This is a genomic window from Companilactobacillus huachuanensis, assembly GCF_005404815.1.
In the GTDB taxonomy this organism is placed as follows: domain Bacteria; phylum Bacillota; class Bacilli; order Lactobacillales; family Lactobacillaceae; genus Companilactobacillus; species Companilactobacillus huachuanensis.
In genome coordinates this window covers 211,965-229,016 of record NZ_BJDF01000002.1, presented here as the reverse complement: position 1 = coordinate 229,016, position 17,052 = coordinate 211,965, and the positions used below count along the sequence as shown (strand labels likewise).

Annotated in this window: 18 protein-coding genes and 1 riboswitch; of the genes, 17 read left to right on the top strand and 1 reads right to left on the bottom strand. The window is 36.6% G+C overall.

Going from position 1 to position 17,052, the window contains the following annotated elements; translation table 11 throughout:
• Window positions 1-54 precede the first annotated feature (54 nt).
• From FFM71_RS02190 to thiT, 8 genes are all read left to right on the top strand, one after another.
• Entirely contained in the window at window positions 55-1,320 is a 1,266-nt protein-coding gene (locus FFM71_RS02190) for a bifunctional folylpolyglutamate synthase/dihydrofolate synthase (protein ID WP_137610551.1), read from the top strand.
• A gap of 8 nt (window positions 1,321-1,328) precedes the next feature.
• The gene (gene radC, locus FFM71_RS02185; protein ID WP_137610550.1) at window positions 1,329-1,967 is read left to right on the top strand and encodes a RadC family protein; all 639 of its coding nucleotides are present in this window, start codon (window positions 1,329-1,331) and stop codon (window positions 1,965-1,967) included.
• 94 nt (window positions 1,968-2,061) lie between these two features.
• Window positions 2,062-3,063, top strand: coding sequence for a rod shape-determining protein (locus FFM71_RS02180; RefSeq protein ID WP_137610549.1), 1,002 nt, complete (start codon window positions 2,062-2,064; stop codon window positions 3,061-3,063).
• Window positions 3,064-3,409: 346 nt separating this feature from the next.
• Entirely contained in the window at window positions 3,410-4,270 is an 861-nt protein-coding gene (mreC, locus tag FFM71_RS02175; protein ID WP_137610548.1) for a rod shape-determining protein MreC, read from the top strand.
• Window positions 4,270-4,812, top strand: a complete 543-nt coding sequence (gene mreD, locus FFM71_RS02170; RefSeq protein WP_137610547.1) for a rod shape-determining protein MreD — start codon at window positions 4,270-4,272, stop codon at window positions 4,810-4,812. Before mreC ends, mreD begins: the two co-directional genes overlap by 1 nt.
• A complete protein-coding gene (locus FFM71_RS02165; RefSeq protein WP_137610546.1) occupies window positions 4,809-5,477 on the top strand; it encodes a septum site-determining protein MinC in 669 nt (222 codons plus the stop codon). Before mreD ends, FFM71_RS02165 begins: the two co-directional genes overlap by 4 nt.
• Before the next feature lie 2 nt (window positions 5,478-5,479).
• The gene (gene minD / locus FFM71_RS02160; RefSeq protein ID WP_137610545.1) at window positions 5,480-6,277 is read left to right on the top strand and encodes a septum site-determining protein MinD; all 798 of its coding nucleotides are present in this window, start codon (window positions 5,480-5,482) and stop codon (window positions 6,275-6,277) included.
• A gap of 32 nt (window positions 6,278-6,309) precedes the next feature.
• Window positions 6,310-6,412: riboswitch (TPP riboswitch) on the top strand.
• 48 nt (window positions 6,413-6,460) lie between these two features.
• Entirely contained in the window at window positions 6,461-7,042 is a 582-nt protein-coding gene (gene thiT, locus FFM71_RS02155; RefSeq protein WP_137610544.1) for an energy-coupled thiamine transporter ThiT, read from the top strand.
• Between the two features lie 74 nt (window positions 7,043-7,116).
• Here thiT and FFM71_RS02150 read toward each other — a convergent pair whose 3' ends face one another.
• Window positions 7,117-7,233 carry a DUF4044 domain-containing protein gene (locus FFM71_RS02150; protein WP_137610543.1) on the bottom strand — a complete coding sequence of 39 codons (117 nt, stop codon included), beginning with the start codon at window positions 7,231-7,233 and terminating at the stop codon, window positions 7,117-7,119.
• A 225-nt stretch (window positions 7,234-7,458) separates the two neighbouring features.
• On the opposite strand from FFM71_RS02150, the gene mraZ reads away from it, so the two are divergent.
• The 9 genes from mraZ to ftsA all read left to right on the top strand — a co-directional run bounded on the left by mraZ (window position 7,459) and on the right by ftsA (window position 17,029).
• The gene (gene mraZ / locus FFM71_RS02145; protein WP_041499484.1) at window positions 7,459-7,890 is read left to right on the top strand and encodes a division/cell wall cluster transcriptional repressor MraZ; all 432 of its coding nucleotides are present in this window, start codon (window positions 7,459-7,461) and stop codon (window positions 7,888-7,890) included.
• Window positions 7,880-8,830, top strand: coding sequence for a 16S rRNA (cytosine(1402)-N(4))-methyltransferase RsmH (rsmH, locus tag FFM71_RS02140; RefSeq protein ID WP_137610542.1), 951 nt, complete (start codon window positions 7,880-7,882; stop codon window positions 8,828-8,830). The genes mraZ and rsmH overlap by 11 nt, the downstream gene beginning before the upstream one ends.
• Before the next feature lie 15 nt (window positions 8,831-8,845).
• Window positions 8,846-9,211 (top strand): cell division protein FtsL, encoded by a 366-nt coding sequence (locus FFM71_RS02135; protein WP_137610541.1) that lies wholly within the window; start codon window positions 8,846-8,848, stop codon window positions 9,209-9,211.
• Window positions 9,208-11,376, top strand: coding sequence for a penicillin-binding transpeptidase domain-containing protein (locus FFM71_RS02130; RefSeq protein WP_137610540.1), 2,169 nt, complete (start codon window positions 9,208-9,210; stop codon window positions 11,374-11,376). Before FFM71_RS02135 ends, FFM71_RS02130 begins: the two co-directional genes overlap by 4 nt.
• Before the next feature lie 14 nt (window positions 11,377-11,390).
• Window positions 11,391-12,356 (top strand): phospho-N-acetylmuramoyl-pentapeptide-transferase, encoded by a 966-nt coding sequence (gene mraY / locus FFM71_RS02125; protein WP_137610539.1) that lies wholly within the window; start codon window positions 11,391-11,393, stop codon window positions 12,354-12,356.
• Window positions 12,357-12,372: 16 nt separating this feature from the next.
• A complete protein-coding gene (gene murD, locus FFM71_RS02120; protein WP_137610538.1) occupies window positions 12,373-13,746 on the top strand; it encodes a UDP-N-acetylmuramoyl-L-alanine--D-glutamate ligase in 1,374 nt (457 codons plus the stop codon).
• 9 nt (window positions 13,747-13,755) lie between these two features.
• Window positions 13,756-14,856 carry an undecaprenyldiphospho-muramoylpentapeptide beta-N-acetylglucosaminyltransferase gene (gene murG, locus FFM71_RS02115; protein WP_137610590.1) on the top strand — a complete coding sequence of 367 codons (1,101 nt, stop codon included), beginning with the start codon at window positions 13,756-13,758 and terminating at the stop codon, window positions 14,854-14,856.
• Between the two features lie 48 nt (window positions 14,857-14,904).
• Entirely contained in the window at window positions 14,905-15,603 is a 699-nt protein-coding gene (locus tag FFM71_RS02110; protein WP_223876455.1) for a cell division protein FtsQ/DivIB, read from the top strand.
• A 76-nt stretch (window positions 15,604-15,679) separates the two neighbouring features.
• Window positions 15,680-17,029, top strand: a complete 1,350-nt coding sequence (gene ftsA / locus FFM71_RS02105) for a cell division protein FtsA (RefSeq protein ID WP_137610536.1) — start codon at window positions 15,680-15,682, stop codon at window positions 17,027-17,029.
• Window positions 17,030-17,052 lie beyond the last annotated feature (23 nt).

Sequence of the window (17,052 nt, the reverse complement as noted above, 5' to 3'; positions counted from 1 at the left end):
GGGAAGGGCACATGCCTGCCCCTTTTTGTTTAAGAAAAATTGGAGCGATAAAAATTGTTAGAAAATTATCAAGCTGCTGTGAATTATATTCATGCATTACCTAAGTTTCATCGAACTAATAATCTTGATAACATCAAAGAGGCACTGCGTCTTCTAGGAAACCCTCAAAATGATTATCAAACGATTCATATTACTGGCACTAATGGTAAAGGGTCAACAACTAATTTTTTGGCAAATCTTTTAGAAGGTAGCGGCAAAAGAGTGGGGATGTTCATTTCACCATTCGTCAATCGCTTTAATGAACGGATTCAAATTAATCATCAATACATCTCTGATGCTGATTTGTTAGACGCTGTTAATTATATTAAAGATAAAATTGGTGATATTGATTTAGCAGAATTTGAATTTGTGACTATTTTAGGTTATTTTTATTTTCAAGGTCGTGTTGATGTTGCGGTAATTGAGGCAGGAATTGGTGCTAAACATGATAAGACTAATGTCATAACACCGGCCTTATCGATTATTACTTCAATAGATTTAGATCATGAAAAATTGATTGGACCGACGATCCAAGATATTGCTGAAGAAAAATCAGGTATCATTAAACCAGAAAGGCCGATTGTGACTGGTGAGCTGCACGAGTCAGTTAGCTCAATTGTGGAATCAACGGCAACTGCACAAAGTAGTCCAATTTTTGAATTTGGTCAGGATTTTGGTATAAGAAATTATAAAAATAGTGATTTTGATGTTTCGTTTACATATTATGATGATAAAGTAACAGTAGAGGGGATTCATTGTCAGGGATTTGAAAAAACTACCGCAATGAATGCGGCCATTGCAATTCAAGCATTCGCACTCTACGAAAAGATTCAACAGGAAACATACATGAGTAAAATGATTGTTGATAATTTAGATAAAAATCATTTACCTGGACGAGCTCAAATTGTGCAGCAAAAGCCATTAGTTTTGATGGATGGGGCACACAATATTTCAGCAATTTACAATTTAATTAATTCTTTGATTAAAAACTATGAAAATAAGGATATAATTGTTTTGTATGCTGGGATGAAAGATAAGGATCGACATGAGATTCTTGCAGAGTTAGCTCCCAAGGTTAACCATGTTTATATCACAAAGCTTGATATGGAGCGGTCAGCTACGGCAAGTGACTACAATTTATCGCAGTATAGCAATGTTTCTTTTATTGAAAATTATCGTAAAGAGTTACAGAAAATTATGGCTAGAATGAATCAGGGGCAATTGTTATTGATTACTGGATCATTTTATCTAATTTCAGATTTGGAAAATTATTTTTCGTAATTTAAGTTATGATGATAAATTTAAGAGAAAAGATTTTAGCCCATGGTGTTAAAACGTTAAAAAATGAAGAATTATTGGCCGTAATCATTGGCAATGGAACCAAAAACAATTCAGTTGTGGACTTATCAAAGAAAATCATTTGTGATTCCGGTGGTTTAAATTTGAGTTTAGGACAATTGATGTCGTTTAATGGTATTGGGGTAGCACAAGCTTGTAAAGTTTTAGCTGCAATTGAATTAGGAAGTAGAAAGATTCAAACCGATACACTATCTGAAAAGATTGTTTCAATAGATGATGTGGGTCGACATTTAATAAATAAAATTGGAAGCACTCCACAAGAAAAACTAGTAGCTGTTTATTTAAATAATAGTTATCATGTAATCGATGAAAAGGTTATTTTTATTGGTACGGTCGATCAGGCAACGGTTCATCCACGGGATATATTACGTGAGGCTATTCAGATGTCGGCAACACAGATTATTGTGGCGCACAATCATCCAAATGGTTCACTGATGTTTTCGACTAATGATCAAGATTTTAGTTTGCGACTTAAAAAGGGCTGCCAGTTAATAGGAATAAACTTAATTGACCATTTAATTATTACGAAAAAAACTTATTCTAGCCTAAAGACCTTAAATTTAATTTAGGATATGATTTCGTCGTGCTTTAAATCGGCGTTTTCTATGATATAATTTTGTTTAGCGTAAAATGTGGTGTGTACTTTAAAGGAGAGAAAATAAATTGTTTGGTATTGGATCAAAGAAGCTCGGTATAGACTTGGGAACTGCAAATACTCTAGTTTATGCTGAAGGAAAAGGTATAGTTTTAAATGAACCTTCAGTTGTTGCAAAGAATAATAACACTGGAGAAATCGTCGCAGTTGGTTCAGATGCACGTGAAATGATTGGTCGTACACCGGGTAGTATTTCTGCAATTCGTCCAATGCGTGACGGTGTAATCGCCGATTATGACACAACAGCAGCGATGATGAAGTATTTCATCGAAAAAACCGCTAACAACTCTAAACCCTCAGTCATGGTTTGTGTTCCAAGTGGTGTTACTGAAGTTGAAAAGAGAGCCGTTATCGAGGCTACACAACATGCTGGTGCTCGTGAAGCTTATGTAATCGAAGAACCATTTGCAGCTGCTATTGGTGCTGGACTTCCAGTTATGGATCCAACAGGTAATATGGTTGTTGATATTGGTGGTGGTACAACTGATGTTGCTACAATTTCATTGGGTGGTATCGTTTCATCACGTTCAATCCGTGTCGCTGGTGACAAGTTTGACGAGTCAATTTCTGCATACATTAAGTCAAACTTCAACCTTCAAATTGGTGAAAGAACTGCTGAAGATGTTAAAATCCAAATTGGTTCTGCCTCTGTTGAAAAATCAAAGGAACTCGAATCAATGCAAATTCGTGGACGTGACTTAGTAACAGGTTTGCCTAAGACGGTTCAATTGTCTGGTGAAGATATTGCGACAGCCATCCATGAAAACGTTGAAGAGATTATTGAAACAATTAAAGAAACTCTTGAGGAAACTTCTCCTGAAATTGCTGCTGATGTTATCGATCATGGTATCGTTCTTACTGGTGGTGGTGCTTTACTACATCACTTGCCAGAAGTAATATCTGAAGCAACAGGAGTTCCTGTATTCATTGCTCAAGACCCACTAGATTGTGTGGCCATCGGTACTGGTGAATCACTTAAAAATATCGATGTAATGCGTCGCCAAAAATAAGCGGGTTAATTCCCGTTTTTTTATTTGACTAAAGATTAATAATGGTAAAATCATTTTATTAGATGCCGTCTTCAGAGTTGAGAAGTATATCGCCAGGTGGCTAATATTTCTCGGCTCTTCCGACTATTTTTATATGGATAGTTCTATGGAATTTTGGAATTATTTTAAAATATTCGTAAATTTCATTCATTTAATCTTCAATTATTTAATAATTGTGTAAAAATAAAGTGTTATTTAAATATTATGGAGAGTGGAGTAGGGCCTTTAGTCCTCACAATGGATAAAAAGCACTCTCACCCGTAGGCGGCAAAAAACCTTTAGTTATCTGATCTACTAGGAGGAAGCAATGCAAAAGTTTTTTTCAAATAAAAAATTAATTATTTTAATGATACTTATTATCGTTACTTTTGGGCTGCTGGCAGTTACGGTCAATATCCGTGATAACAAAAAAACGCCACCAGTTGTTCAACAAGTCGGTAATGATGTCGTCAGTGTCGTTGGGGGAGTCTTTGCTTATCCGACGAATGCTGTTAAAAATGCTACCTCAGAATTTTCTGATCTGTATAATACATATTCTGAAAACAAACGTCTTAAAGCTAGAATTGGTGAATTAGCGCAAAATAAGGCAAAATTATCAGTAGTTCAAGATGAAAACAAGAAGTTAAAACAAGAATTGAAACTTGATGGTACATTGACTGACTATACAACAGTTAACGCCTCTGTTTTGACTCGTTCACCAAGCAGTTGGCAAAGTTATCTAACAATCAATCGTGGTCAAACAAGCGGTATCAAGAAAGATATGCCGGTTATGTCTGGTAAAGGTTTGATTGGACGTATCATTGAAGTTGATAAAGTCAGTGCAAAGGTTGAATTGATTTCTACTGATAATGAATTAAATGATAAGTTTGCTTCTGAAATCTTGGGTGATAGTAAGAATATTACCGGTGTTGTCAGTCGTTATGATAGTTCTACAGGTGATTTAGTTATGGAAAATGTCAATTCGACTAAGAACATCAAAAAAGGCCAAAGCGTCATCACATCTGGTTTGGGTGGCTTAACACCACGTGGATTGTATATTGGTAAAGTTTACGGGATTAAGAAGGATAATTACGGAATGACTAATTCTGTGTATATTACGCCTGCTGCTGAATTACGTAACTTTACAGTGGTCACAGTCATTAAGTCATCAGTTAGTGGTGGAAATTAATGAACATTAAAAATCGAAAGATAATCGGTCAAGTATTATTCATTTTTCTTGCATTTTACCTAGATGGTTTAATCAAGTGGGCCTTTTTGAATAATATGAATCGTGGGACCGTAGTTATCTTGCCGCAACTGATGTTGATGATGATCGTTATGTTGACAATGCGAATTGATAACCGTCGTCAATTGATATTATATGGAGTGATCTTTGGGGTAATTTATGATTCGTACTACTATGGAATTATCGGTTTATATACAGTGCTCTTACCATTGTTGATGATTGGAATCGATCATTTTAAATTTTTACTAGTAAAAAATAATTTAGGCTATGAATTGTCAATTTATTTCTTATCTTTGACATTTTTACAGTCAGGTATTTATCTGCTAGAAAGAATGTTGCAACAGACAAATACAAGTATTTTTGATTTCATCACATATACGTTGGGACCAACGTTGCTCTGGAATATCGTAGTGTTCTTTATTCTATATATTCCAATGAATAACTTGTCTGAGTGGCTGGTGAAATATCGGAGGGATAATAAATGAGAGATATCATTTTAAAGGGTGATAAGAATGGCTTTTCAGTTTTAATGGATGATAAAGCCAATTACGTTAATGCATTTAAAAAATTGAAAGAATTGATTATGCAGCAAAACGTTGAATCAACCAATGAAAATGATGATGTCATTTATTTTACGGTTAAAACTGGTCGTCGCTTATTAACAGAGGAACAGAAAAGCGGAATCAGAGAATTTTTTGATAAATATCCACAGTTAGAATTGAAGGATATTCAATCTGACGTTGAGGACAAGGCAAAAGTAGCCGAAGTTTTGAAAGCTAACAAGGTTAATATTGAGTCTGGAATCGTCCGTAGTGGTCAAAAGTTAGATTACGAAGGTGATTTAATTTTTCTTGGGACATTGCATCGAGATTCACAAATATGTACAACTGGTTCAATTTATGTTCTTGGAGAGGTCAATGGTATTTTGCAGGCCGGGTATCCTGATAATACGAAGGCAGCTATTTTTGGCAATCTCAAGGGAATTGATCAATTACGTATTGCCGATGTTATTGAAATTGTAACTGACGACAATAAAGATGAATTTCAGGCTGGTAAATTTGCATTTATTGATGATTTACATTCAATCAGTGTAGATGATTTAACGAACTACAAGGATAGATTAAATGATTTAGGAAAAAGGACAGGTTAACTATGGGGATATCAATAGTTGTAACTTCTGGAAAAGGTGGAGTTGGAAAAACTACTACGACTGCAAATGTTAGTACTGTCTTAGCGAGTCTGGGCAAGAAAGTTTGTATGGTCGATTTGGACATTGGATTGCGAAATCTTGATGCCGTTATGGGTCTAACTAATCGAATCGTTTACGATATCGTTGATGTGGCTCAGCATCGTGTAGTAGTTTCACAGGCCTTAGTTCGTGACCCACGTTTTGAAGACAATTTGTATTTATTGGCTGCTTCACAGTTTGCGGATAAATATGTTTTGGATAAGGATTCAGTTGGCAATATCATTAACGAATTGAAACAACGATTTGATTTTGTGATGATCGATTGTCCTGCTGGTATCGAGTATGGTTTTCAAAACGCGGTCTCAATTGCGGATGGTGCCTTAGTTGTTACTAATCCAGAGGTTGCTTCTGTTAGTGATGCGGATCGAGTAGTTGGTATTCTTGAAAATATGAACATGCCCATCACACCTCATTTGATAATTAATCGGATTCGGAAGAACATGATCAATGACGGCACTTCTATGAAAATAGACGATATTGTTAATCATTTAGGAATTCCTTTATTAGGAATTGTAGTTGATGAAGACAAAGTTATTTCCGCTTCAAATACGGGCCGAACAGTGGCTTTTGACGAGTACAGCGACGCTGGTCGCAGCTATCAAAATATTGCTCGACGAATGTTGGGTGAGAATATTCCGCTTAATTTATTTGACCATCAAAAAAAAGTTGGTTTCTGGGGCAGAGTGTTTGGTAGAAAATAAGCACTATGGTACAATCCATTTGTAATTGAATAAGTCAACACAGGGGGAGCCTTTGGCTGAGAGTGAACATTTATGTTCAGACCCTTTAAACCTGTTATGTTAATACATGCGTAGGGATAGTGTTGTTCAAGCAGATGCTCGAACTCTCTTGTGATGACTAAAAATCAGAAGGGAGTTTTTTTTATGACTAATGTTGGGAAAAACAACGAATTGATCGTGATAACTGAAGGCGCTTTGATTACAGCCTTAGCGTTAGCATTGTCATTTGTACCACATACGACTGGGGTTTCAGCGATTGAATTTGTCTATGGACTGATTCCAATGGCAATTTATGCTTTACGTCGTGGTGTCAAAGCTGGTTTAATGACTGGCCTTGTCTGGGGGATATTGGATCTGGTGTTATTCGGTTTCAGCCATGGTGGTTTCTTGAATCTATTTCAAGGAATCGTCGAATATCCATTGGCATTTAGTGTCGTTGGTTTGATTGGTTTGGGAAGCAAGCCAGTTAAGAAGGCAATGGAGCAAGGCAAGAGTGGTATTGGATTGATTTTACTTTATTCAGCGTTAGGATTTTTTGCCAAATATTTCTTCCATTTTCTAGCCGGTGGTATTTACTGGGGGACTTACGCACCTAAAGGTATGAATCCTTGGATCTATTCGTTAGTTATCAATGGCGGCAGTTTCGTTGCTAACATGTTGATGCTATTAGTTTTAGTTTTTGCTCTGAATCGAATTTTTAAACAATTAATTATCGTGAAAAATTAAACAAGTGCACTAAAAAAACGTTCTGAATTATTAAAATTCAGAACGTTTTTTTTGTCTAGAAATATTTCCAAAGGTTAAATAAAACTCATCACAGCACCTAAAACTACACCGCCGATTGTGACCAAAATCATTAGCCAAACAACAATCTGTGTAATTTTAGTTAAAGTGCTTTTAGGTTTTTTACCGTCCAAAACATCCACCACCTAAATTAATATATAGTGAAATGTTACTTCACAAATACAAAATATGCAATATTTGTAAGCCACTATTTCCAAATATGAAATAATCCCCCACCGCTTGAACTGTATAATTAGTAACTGCTTTCACATTTGTTGACTGATTGTCAAATATCGTGTGGTTAAAAGTGGGGAATTGTGGTAAATTAGAAAGTGTTAAAGAATTGAGGTGAACTGTCCGTGTTTATGGGTGAATTTCATCACACACTTGATACTAAAGGCCGTATAATCGTGCCTGCAAAGTTTAGAAAGTTGCTGGGTGATAGTTTTGTAATCACACGTGGCATGGATGGTTGCCTTTTTGGATATCCAATGGAACAGTGGGATAAACTTGAGGCGCAATTGGATAAGTTGCCGTTAACAAAAAAGGATGCACGTGCATTCACTCGTTTCTTTTATTCTGCAGCTGCAGAGGCTGAGTTTGACAAACAGGGGCGGATTAATTTGTCCGCTTCGTTAGTTGACTTTGCTAAGTTAAATAAGAATTGTGTAATTGTCGGCGTCTCCGATCGCATTGAAATTTGGGATGAGGAACGCTGGAATAAATTTAGCCAAGAGGCTGAAGATAATTTTGAAGAAATATCGGAGAAAATGACAGACTTTGACTTCTAATGTATATCAACATAAAACAGTACTTTTAAAAGAAACTATTGATGAGATAAATCCCCATGATAATGGAATTTATGTAGACGCTACCTTTGGTCGTGGTGGACACACTAAGGAACTCTTAAGTCGTGTACACAATAGTCATCTTTATGTGTTTGATCGTGATGAAGCCGCCATTGAGGTCGGTGAAAGTATTCAAAATAATGCCGATATTATCGGTGATAACTCATTAACTTTAATACGTGATAATTTTGAAAATATGCAAGAACGTTTGAACGAACTTGGTGTAGAAAAAGTCGATGGTGTTGTTTATGATTTAGGAGTTTCATCTCCTCAATTTGATGATGCTGTTCGTGGCTTTAGTTATAAAAAAGAAGCTCGCTTGGATATGCGGATGGATCAGAGACAAGATCTTGATGCCGAAAAAATCGTTAATGATTGGACGTACAGTGAATTAGTAGGTACTTTCTATAAATATAGTGATGAAAAATTTGCTAAACAAATTGCACGTTCCATTGAACGGACTCGAGAGGATCATCGTATAACCTCAACGTTGGAGTTGGCGGATATCATAAAAAACGCTATTCCCGCCGCCGCCAGAAGAACTGGTGGTCACCCAGCTAAACGAGTTTTCCAAGCAATTAGAATTGCTGTCAATGATGAATTAGGCTCCCTTGAGAGATCGCTTGCACAAGCAATTGACCTTCTAGCTCCTAAGGGCAGAATCAGCGTTATAACTTTTCAATCCAAAGAAGATCGTATTGTTAAACATATTTTTAAAGACAATTCCCATGTCGATTTACCAAGAGGACTTCCTGTTATTCCAGACGATATAAAACCCGTCTTGAAACAAATAACTCGCAAGCCCATATTGCCAAACACTGAAGAATTATCAGAAAATAATCGGGCACACAGTGCCAAATTACGTGTTGTTGAAAAGATATAATGGAGAATTAAGAATATGAGAGAAGATAGTACTGCTAGAAATTTACAAGAATATCAAACGGAGGCCCAGCCTGAACCGAGAGTTCAAGCAGAGCCAAAAACGCACAGCGTTGCCCTGTCCAAATTTGAGACTTTTTCAATTGTTGGCTTAGGCTTATTGACATTGGCCTTAATGATTGTATTAGTAAGCATTAAAGTTTCTATGACATCTTCTCAAAACACTTTAGATAGTCTAACAACACAAGTATCTAAAACAAATACAAGCAATGTTAATTTAAGACAAGAGATTTCTGAATTAACTAGTTTTGACCGTTTTTCTTCTTTTGCAAAAGAGCATAATTTGAAAATGAGTGACAACAACGTAAGGAATATTTCGAAATGAGCAAGTTCAGAAAATTATTTAAAAATAAGGCAAGGCGCAATCATTATATTGTTGGTATGGTCATTTTGATTGCGACTGCCTTTTCTTTTATCCTTTTTCTTCAAAGATTCGCGTATATTTCCATGAGTAAGCAATATGACGGCGTTAATCTGGAGCAGAGGACTAAGCAAAAATATGAACATGTAAATAAAGTTAATGCAAAACGTGGCGACATTATGGATGTCAATGGTGATATGATTGCCGGAGATTCTACGATTTATAATATTTATGCCATTGTTTCTAAAAAATCAAAAACTACGACTGGTAAGGCCGACTATGTTGTTGACCGGGAAAAAACGGCACGAATCTTGAGCAAATATTTACCGTTATCTGCCAAAGAATTGCGTAAATTTTTAACGCCAGAGAATAAGAAGCAGTATCAGGTGGAATTTGGACCTTCAGGACGAGGTCTGTCGATTGAAATCAAGCGAAAGATTGCTGCCCAGAAGTTACCGGGAATCCATTTTGTTGAGTTGCCTTCGAGATCTTATCCAAATGGTATTTTTGCCACTAATTTAGTTGGATTTACCAAGGCTGATGATGCCAATGATGCAAATAGTAATATCAGTGGCGTTATGGGTATAGAAAAATACTTCAACAAATTATTGGCTGGACGTGATGGTAAAAAGATCACCAAAGTTGATAACAGTGGTAATGAATTGCCAGATTCACAAGTGATTGAAAAGAGTTCTGCTGATGGATCAAATATTTATTTGACTCTCAACAGTAAGATCCAACAATATACTGAAATTTTGGCCCAAGATATTGATGAAAAGTATGCACCTAAGGGCTTACAGATTTTAGTTATGAATGCTAAAACTGGTGCCATTGAGGCTGCAACGCAACGACCAACCTTTAATCCCACAACGAAGAAGGGTTTGAATAATAGTTGGCGTGATACTTTAGTGGAAGATCAATTTGAACCAGGTTCAGTTATGAAAATTCTGACATTATCAGCTTCAATTGATTCTGGAAATTACAATCCAGATGAACTGTATAAATCTGGAACGGTCGAAGTTGGTGGTCGAACAATCGGTGATTGGAATACTGCTGGATGGGGTTATATCCCATTATCTGAGGCTTTCACAAGATCTTCTAACGTTGGTATGGTCAAATTAGAAGAACAGATGGGTTCTAAAACTTGGCTGGAGTACATGAAACGCTTCCATATCGGTGAAAAAACCGGAATTGATCTACCGGGTGAAGTTGCTGGAAATATTTCCTATGAACATGTCAGTGATCAGGCAATGACTTCCTTTGGACAAAGTGTCAATGTTAACACGATGCAAATGTTACAAGCTTTTTCAGCAATCGCTAATGGCGGTAAAATGATTAAGCCTCAGATCGTGCAAAAAGTTGTCAATCCAAATACAGGTAAAACAACTAAGAGTTTTAAACGTGAGGTTGTTAGCCAACCAATCAAGGCTAGCACGGCTAAGCAAGTTCAAAAGGCAATGCGTCAAGTCGTAACTAAAAATTATGGTACTGGTATGGTTTATAATGTGCCTGGAGTGAAGGTTGGAGTTAAAACCGGTACAGCACAAATTGCCTCTCCAGCTGGAGGTTATTTGACAGGTTCCAATAATTATATTTTTTCAGTGGTAGGTATGATCCCGTATGATGATCCGAATTACATCGTCTACGTGACTATGAAACAACCACAGAAAATGACTGAAGCCCCAGAAAAAATTCTATCTGAGGTTTTCAATCCGTTAGTTAAGAGACTAGTCAATCAAGGCAAGTCTCCTACTAAGTCCACTGAAGCTGGCAGTCAATATGTCAGCATTCCGAGTCTGTTAGATAAATCAACCAAGGATTCGCTCACCCAAATCAAAAATCTTAACCTACAGTCTGGCGTTATTGGTACCGGAAACAAAGTTGTTCAACAATTACCAGCTAGTGGTGAGAAGGTCATGCCTGATCAGAGAATCGTCTTGTTAACCAATGGTGCAATGACGATGCCTGATTTATCTGGTTGGTCCAAGAACGATGTTTTGAAGTTTGCTGAAATAACTGGTAAGCAAGTTACCACAAAAGGTGACGGATATGTCGTGAAACAATCGGTTGAGTCTGGTCAGGTGATAAATGGGAGTGGTAAAATTATAGTTACATTGAAAAATAAATAATTAAGGGGATTTTCATGGAATTTAGTCATATTGTTTTCGACATAATTAGCTCTTTCGCAATTGTGGCCATCTTTATGCCATTCTTAATTGGTTACTTGGTTGCGCACAAAGAGGGGCAGTCTATTAGAGAAGAAGGTCCGAAGTGGCACGAAAAGAAGTCAGGAACACCTACAATGGGTGGGTTGTTGATTATTGTCGCTACCTTGATTACTGACATCTGGGTCGGTATCTGGCAAGGTCAGCTGACGCATTCATTATTGATTACAACTTTTGTGATTGTTCTATACGGTTGCATTGGTTTCATTGATGATTTCATCAAAGTATTCAAAAAACGCAATCTGGGACTTCGTGCTTACCAAAAGGCACTTTTACAAATTATCGTTGGTATCATTTTCTTAGCTGTATATAATGGTGATCAACTTCCAATGAACTTCACGATTCCGGGAGTGTTATCTGTTAATTCTGTCGTGATTTTCGTACTATTCACTATTTTCTGGTTAGTTGGTTTTTCAAATGCAACTAACTTAACTGATGGTTTGGATGGCTTATTAGGTGGTTTAGGAACAATTTCATATGCAACTTACGGGATTATTTCTTTGAATCAAAATCGTTTTGACTTGGCTATCGTCTGTTTCTCAGTCGTTGGTGCCTTGTTAGCATTCTTGATTTTCAACCACAAACCAGCCAAGATTTTTATGGGTGATGTTGGTTCACTTGCACTTGGTGCAGGACTCGCAGCCATTTCAATCTTGCTTGGTCGTTATTGGTCATTATTATTGATTGGTTTAGTTTACGTAATTGAAACAATGAGTGTCATGCTACAAGTCTTTTCATTCAAAGTTTTCCATCGTCGTATTTTCAAGATGACACCAATTCATCATCATTTTGAAATGATGGGTTGGTCTGAATGGAGAATTGATATTGTCTTTTGGATCGTTGGTGCAATTTGTTCCGCAATTTATTTAATTTTATTCGTATAGGAAGTAAATGATAGCAATGAAAACAAAGAGTAATTATTCAAATAAAAAAATCTTAGTATTAGGATTAGCTAAAAGTGGTTTTGCTGTAGCCAAGTTATTAAACAAAATGGGTTCAGATGTGACTGTTGTTGATTCCAATCCTTTGGAAAAAAATACTGAAGCACAATCATTGATCGATGCCGGTTTTAAAGTTATTACCGGTAGCAACGATGCAAGTTTGATTGATGAGTCTTTTGACTATTTAGTGAAAAATCCAGGTATTTTTTATTCTAATGAATTGATTCAACAAGCTGAAAAGCTCAAGATTCCAGTCGTCACAGAGCCTGAAATTGCCTACAGTTACTCAGATGCTACAATGGTTGGCGTTACAGGAACTAACGGTAAGACAACTGTTACAACATTGATTCAGTTGATGCTGCAACATTCACCAAAATTTGAGCATTCATATTATGCTGGCAATATTGGTATTCCCATTTCTGATGTAATTCAAAAAGCAACCAAGAATGATGTCGTTGTAACGGAGCTATCAAGTTTCCAACTTCAAGGGACAATCGACTTACACCCTCACGTTGCTGTTTTGAATAATATTTATTCAACTCACTTGGATTTTCATGGGAATCGCGCTAACTATATTAAAGCTAAGATGCATATTACTAAGAATCAAACTGCGAATGATTACTTTGTTATCAATTACAATACCGAGGAATGGCGTGACTTGGCTAAACAGTCAAATGCTGAGATATTACCATTCTCAGACAACCAAGAATTACCAAAGGGTGCCTACGTTAAAGATGATGTTCTTTACTGTAATGGTGAAAGAATCATGACAGCCAATGAAATTAAAATCCCCGGTGAACATAATGTTCAAAACGCTTTAGCTGCAATTAGTGTTGCCAAATTATTCGACGTTAAGAATGAGGATATTATTGAAGTATTATCATCATTTAGAGGTGTCAAGCATAGAATCCAATATGTAGATACTTTCGGTGGACATAAATTCTATAATGATTCTAAGGCAACCAATGTCGAAGCAACAATTGTCGCATTAACTGCCTTCAAGACACCGATAACCTTAATTGCTGGTGGTCTTGATCGTGGTAATGGCTTTGATGAGTTGATTCCATCACTTAAGGGCAAGGTCAATAATTTAGTTGTTTATGGTCAAACTGCCGAAAAGGTAATTGAAACTGCCGAAAAAGCTGGAGTCGGTAACATCGTTAAAGTAGACAATTTGTCTGAAGCTGTTCCTGAAGCTTTCAAGCAAAGTGATGCTGGGGATGTTATTCTACTTTCACCAGCTGCTGCTAGTTGGGATCAATTCCATACCTTTGAAGAACGTGGCGATTTGTATATTCAAACGGTCGAGACACTAAAGGGAGAAGTTAAATAAATGACAAAAATGCGCATTATTGTTTCCGGTGGTGGTACCGGTGGACATATCTATCCCGCAATGGCTTTAATTAAGCGTCTCAAGGAACGAGACTTAATTGATGATGTTCTATACGTTGGAACAGAAAAGGGCTTAGAGAGCAAAATCGTCAAGAATGCTGGATTGAATTTTAAGACGATTGAAATTCAAGGTTTCAAACGTCGCTTGACGGTTGATAATGTAAAAACAGTCCGACTTTTTCTCTCAAGTATTCGTAAGTCACGTAAGATCATCAAAGAATTCAAACCAGATATCGTCGTTGGTACTGGAGGCTATGTATCAAGTGCCATCGTTTATGCTGCACATACAATGCATATTCCAACTGTTATTCATGAACAAAATACGATTGCCGGTGTGACAAATAAGTTCTTAGCTCGTTTTGTTGATAAAATTGCCATTGCATTTACTGAAGCAACGGACCAATTCAGTGAAAAAAAGAAAATTGTTTTCACAGGGAATCCTAGAGCTCAAGAAGTTGTCACGATTCAAAAGAATGATCGTTTGAAAGAATTCAATTTGGAAGCGGACAAGGACACTGTAATGATTTTTGGTGGTTCTCGTGGTGCAAAACCGATTAATCAAGCGACAATTGAAACGATGGACCGCTTTGTTAAGGCTGATTATCAAGTTTTGTTTGTTACCGGACGAGTACATTATGACAATGTGGTTAAATTAATTGATGAAAAGTATCTAAACAGTGCAAATATCTCCGTATTACCATATATTGATAATATGCCAGAAATTTTACCTGACATTAAGTTGATTGTTGGACGTAGTGGTGCCACAAGTATTGCCGAGATTACTGCATTAGGTATTCCAGCTATATTTGTACCAAGCCCATACGTAACGCATGATCACCAAACAAAGAACGCTATGTCAGTTTCTAAAGTTGGAGCAGCTAAATTGATTCCAGAGGCTGAACTTACAAGTGATACCTTGTATGAAGCGGTAAATGAAATTATGAGCGATAGTAAGGTTCAGTCAGAAATGTCTGAGAAATCTAAACAAATAGGTGTTCCTGATTCCGCTGATCGTTTGATAAAGGTATTAACTGAGTTGGTTAAGAAGTAGGGTTGTTTCCAACTCTGGAAACGGCGTATATAGATGCGAGGTTTAATCGTGCTAAGAAAAAGAATTAGAATAAGTAAAAATAGTATAATTATTATAATAGTTTTTGTTATCGTATTGATTGCTTATTTTGGTTCGTCATTGAGTAAAGTAAGAAATATCAATGTCAAAGGCGTTAATGATTTAGGTGCTCAACAAGTAATTGATGCTACTAAAATTGATGATAATTCCACACTTTTGAATGTTTTTTTGCATCATAAGACAATTGCCAAAGAAACGGAACAGAAACTTCCATCAATCAAATCTATCTCGTTTGGAACGCGAAATATGCGTGACTTAACTATTAAGGTTTCTGAACATCCAACACTTGGATTTATCAATAAGAATGGTGGCTATTATCGCATTATCAATAATGGTCAGGTCATCAATCAAAGGATGAGTTCTCCCATTGGTAACTATCCAACTTATAGTGGCTTTAGTGCCAGTAGGTTGAAGCAGATGTCGAAAATTTATGCCGAATTACCCAGTAACGTGAAGACAAACGTGTCTGAATTTTACAATGCTCCGACTAAATTGAATCCATATCGAATCAAAATTGATATGAATGATGGCAACAAAGTTATCGCTGATATGAGAACTGTTCGAACAAAATTGAAGTATTATCCAGGGATGGCTGCTCAGATGAAAAAGAAAGGCGTTATAGATTTGGAGATTGGAGCCTATTCTTATCCCTTTAAAGGTAAGAAATAGGTTTAATATAATCATATTTGTGTTAAAATTTTTTAGTGAATAGATTTTTTCTAGGTAAGGGAGGCTGCCACGATTAATGGACAATTCTGAATTTTTTGTAGGTCTTGATATTGGCACGAATTCAATTAAAGTAGTTGTTGCTGAGTCGTCTGATGACAGGTTAAGTATTGTTGGCGTCGGAAGTGAACGCTCTGAAGGTGTAAGCCGTGGCGTTATAGTCGATATAGACAAGGCGGCAAGTGCAATAAAACGTGCAATTAAGAAGGCCGAAACACAAGCAAATATTTCCATACGTGACGTTGTAGTCGGTATATCGGCTAACATGTTACAAATTGATAAGTGCCAGGGCATGATTGCCGTAGGTTCTCAATCAAAAGAAATCAATGAAAATGATGTCAGACAAGTTATGTTGGCAGCTATGGTTCAAAACTTACCTAGTGAAAGAGAAGTTGTTTCTCTAATACCTAAGCAATTTTCTGTCGATGGCTTCAATAACATTCGTGATCCACGAGGAATGATTGGCGTACGTTTAGAGATGTCAGGAGTTTTATATACGGCACCTAAAACAATTGTTCATAATACGAAGAAGGCCATCCAAAAAGCTGGCTTAAATATTATTCATAAAGTTATTTCTCCAATGGCATTAAGTCAAGTCGTTTTAAATGATGGCGAGAGTGATTTTGGTGCAGTAATTATTGATATGGGAGCTGGTCAAACGACTGCTTCTGTAGTGCATGATCACAATTTGAAATTATCAACTGTTGATTTCGAAGGTGGCGACTATGTCACACACGATATCTCGGTTGTTTTGAATACAACTGTTGAAAATGCTAATCAATTGAAACTATATTACGGTAATGCATCTGCTGACAAATCAGCAACTGACGAAAATATCAGTGTTGAAGTTGTTGGTAAGAATGATCCGACAATGATTTCAGAAGAATATTTATCTGAAATTATTGAAGCTCGACTCAATCAGATTTTTACTAGATTGCAAGCTCCACTTGAAGATGCAGGAGCCTTATCCTTACCAGGCGGAATTGTTTTGACGGGTGGGGTTGCTGCTACGCCAAATGTGGAAGACCTAGCTAAAAAGATTTTTGATGTCAAAGTTAGAAGCTATGTTCCAACACAGATGGGTATGCGTTATCCATCATATTCATTAGGACTTGGTTTAGTAACTTATGCTTCAAGATTAAATGATATTGGAGTGATTGCTGATAATGTTGTCAATGGCGCAACCATTGAACAAGGCAGTCGACCACAGCCTCAAGTTGCTTCTGAGCCTCAAAAGCAGCAGCAATTTGAGCAACCAGAACCAATGGACCAAACTCAAGAAGACCAACCAACAGAAGCTGAGACAAAGCCTGAAAAAGGTAAAAAAATGTCGAAATTCAAGGATTTCTGGAGTAAATTTTTTGATTAATAATAATAATAAATGATTTAATT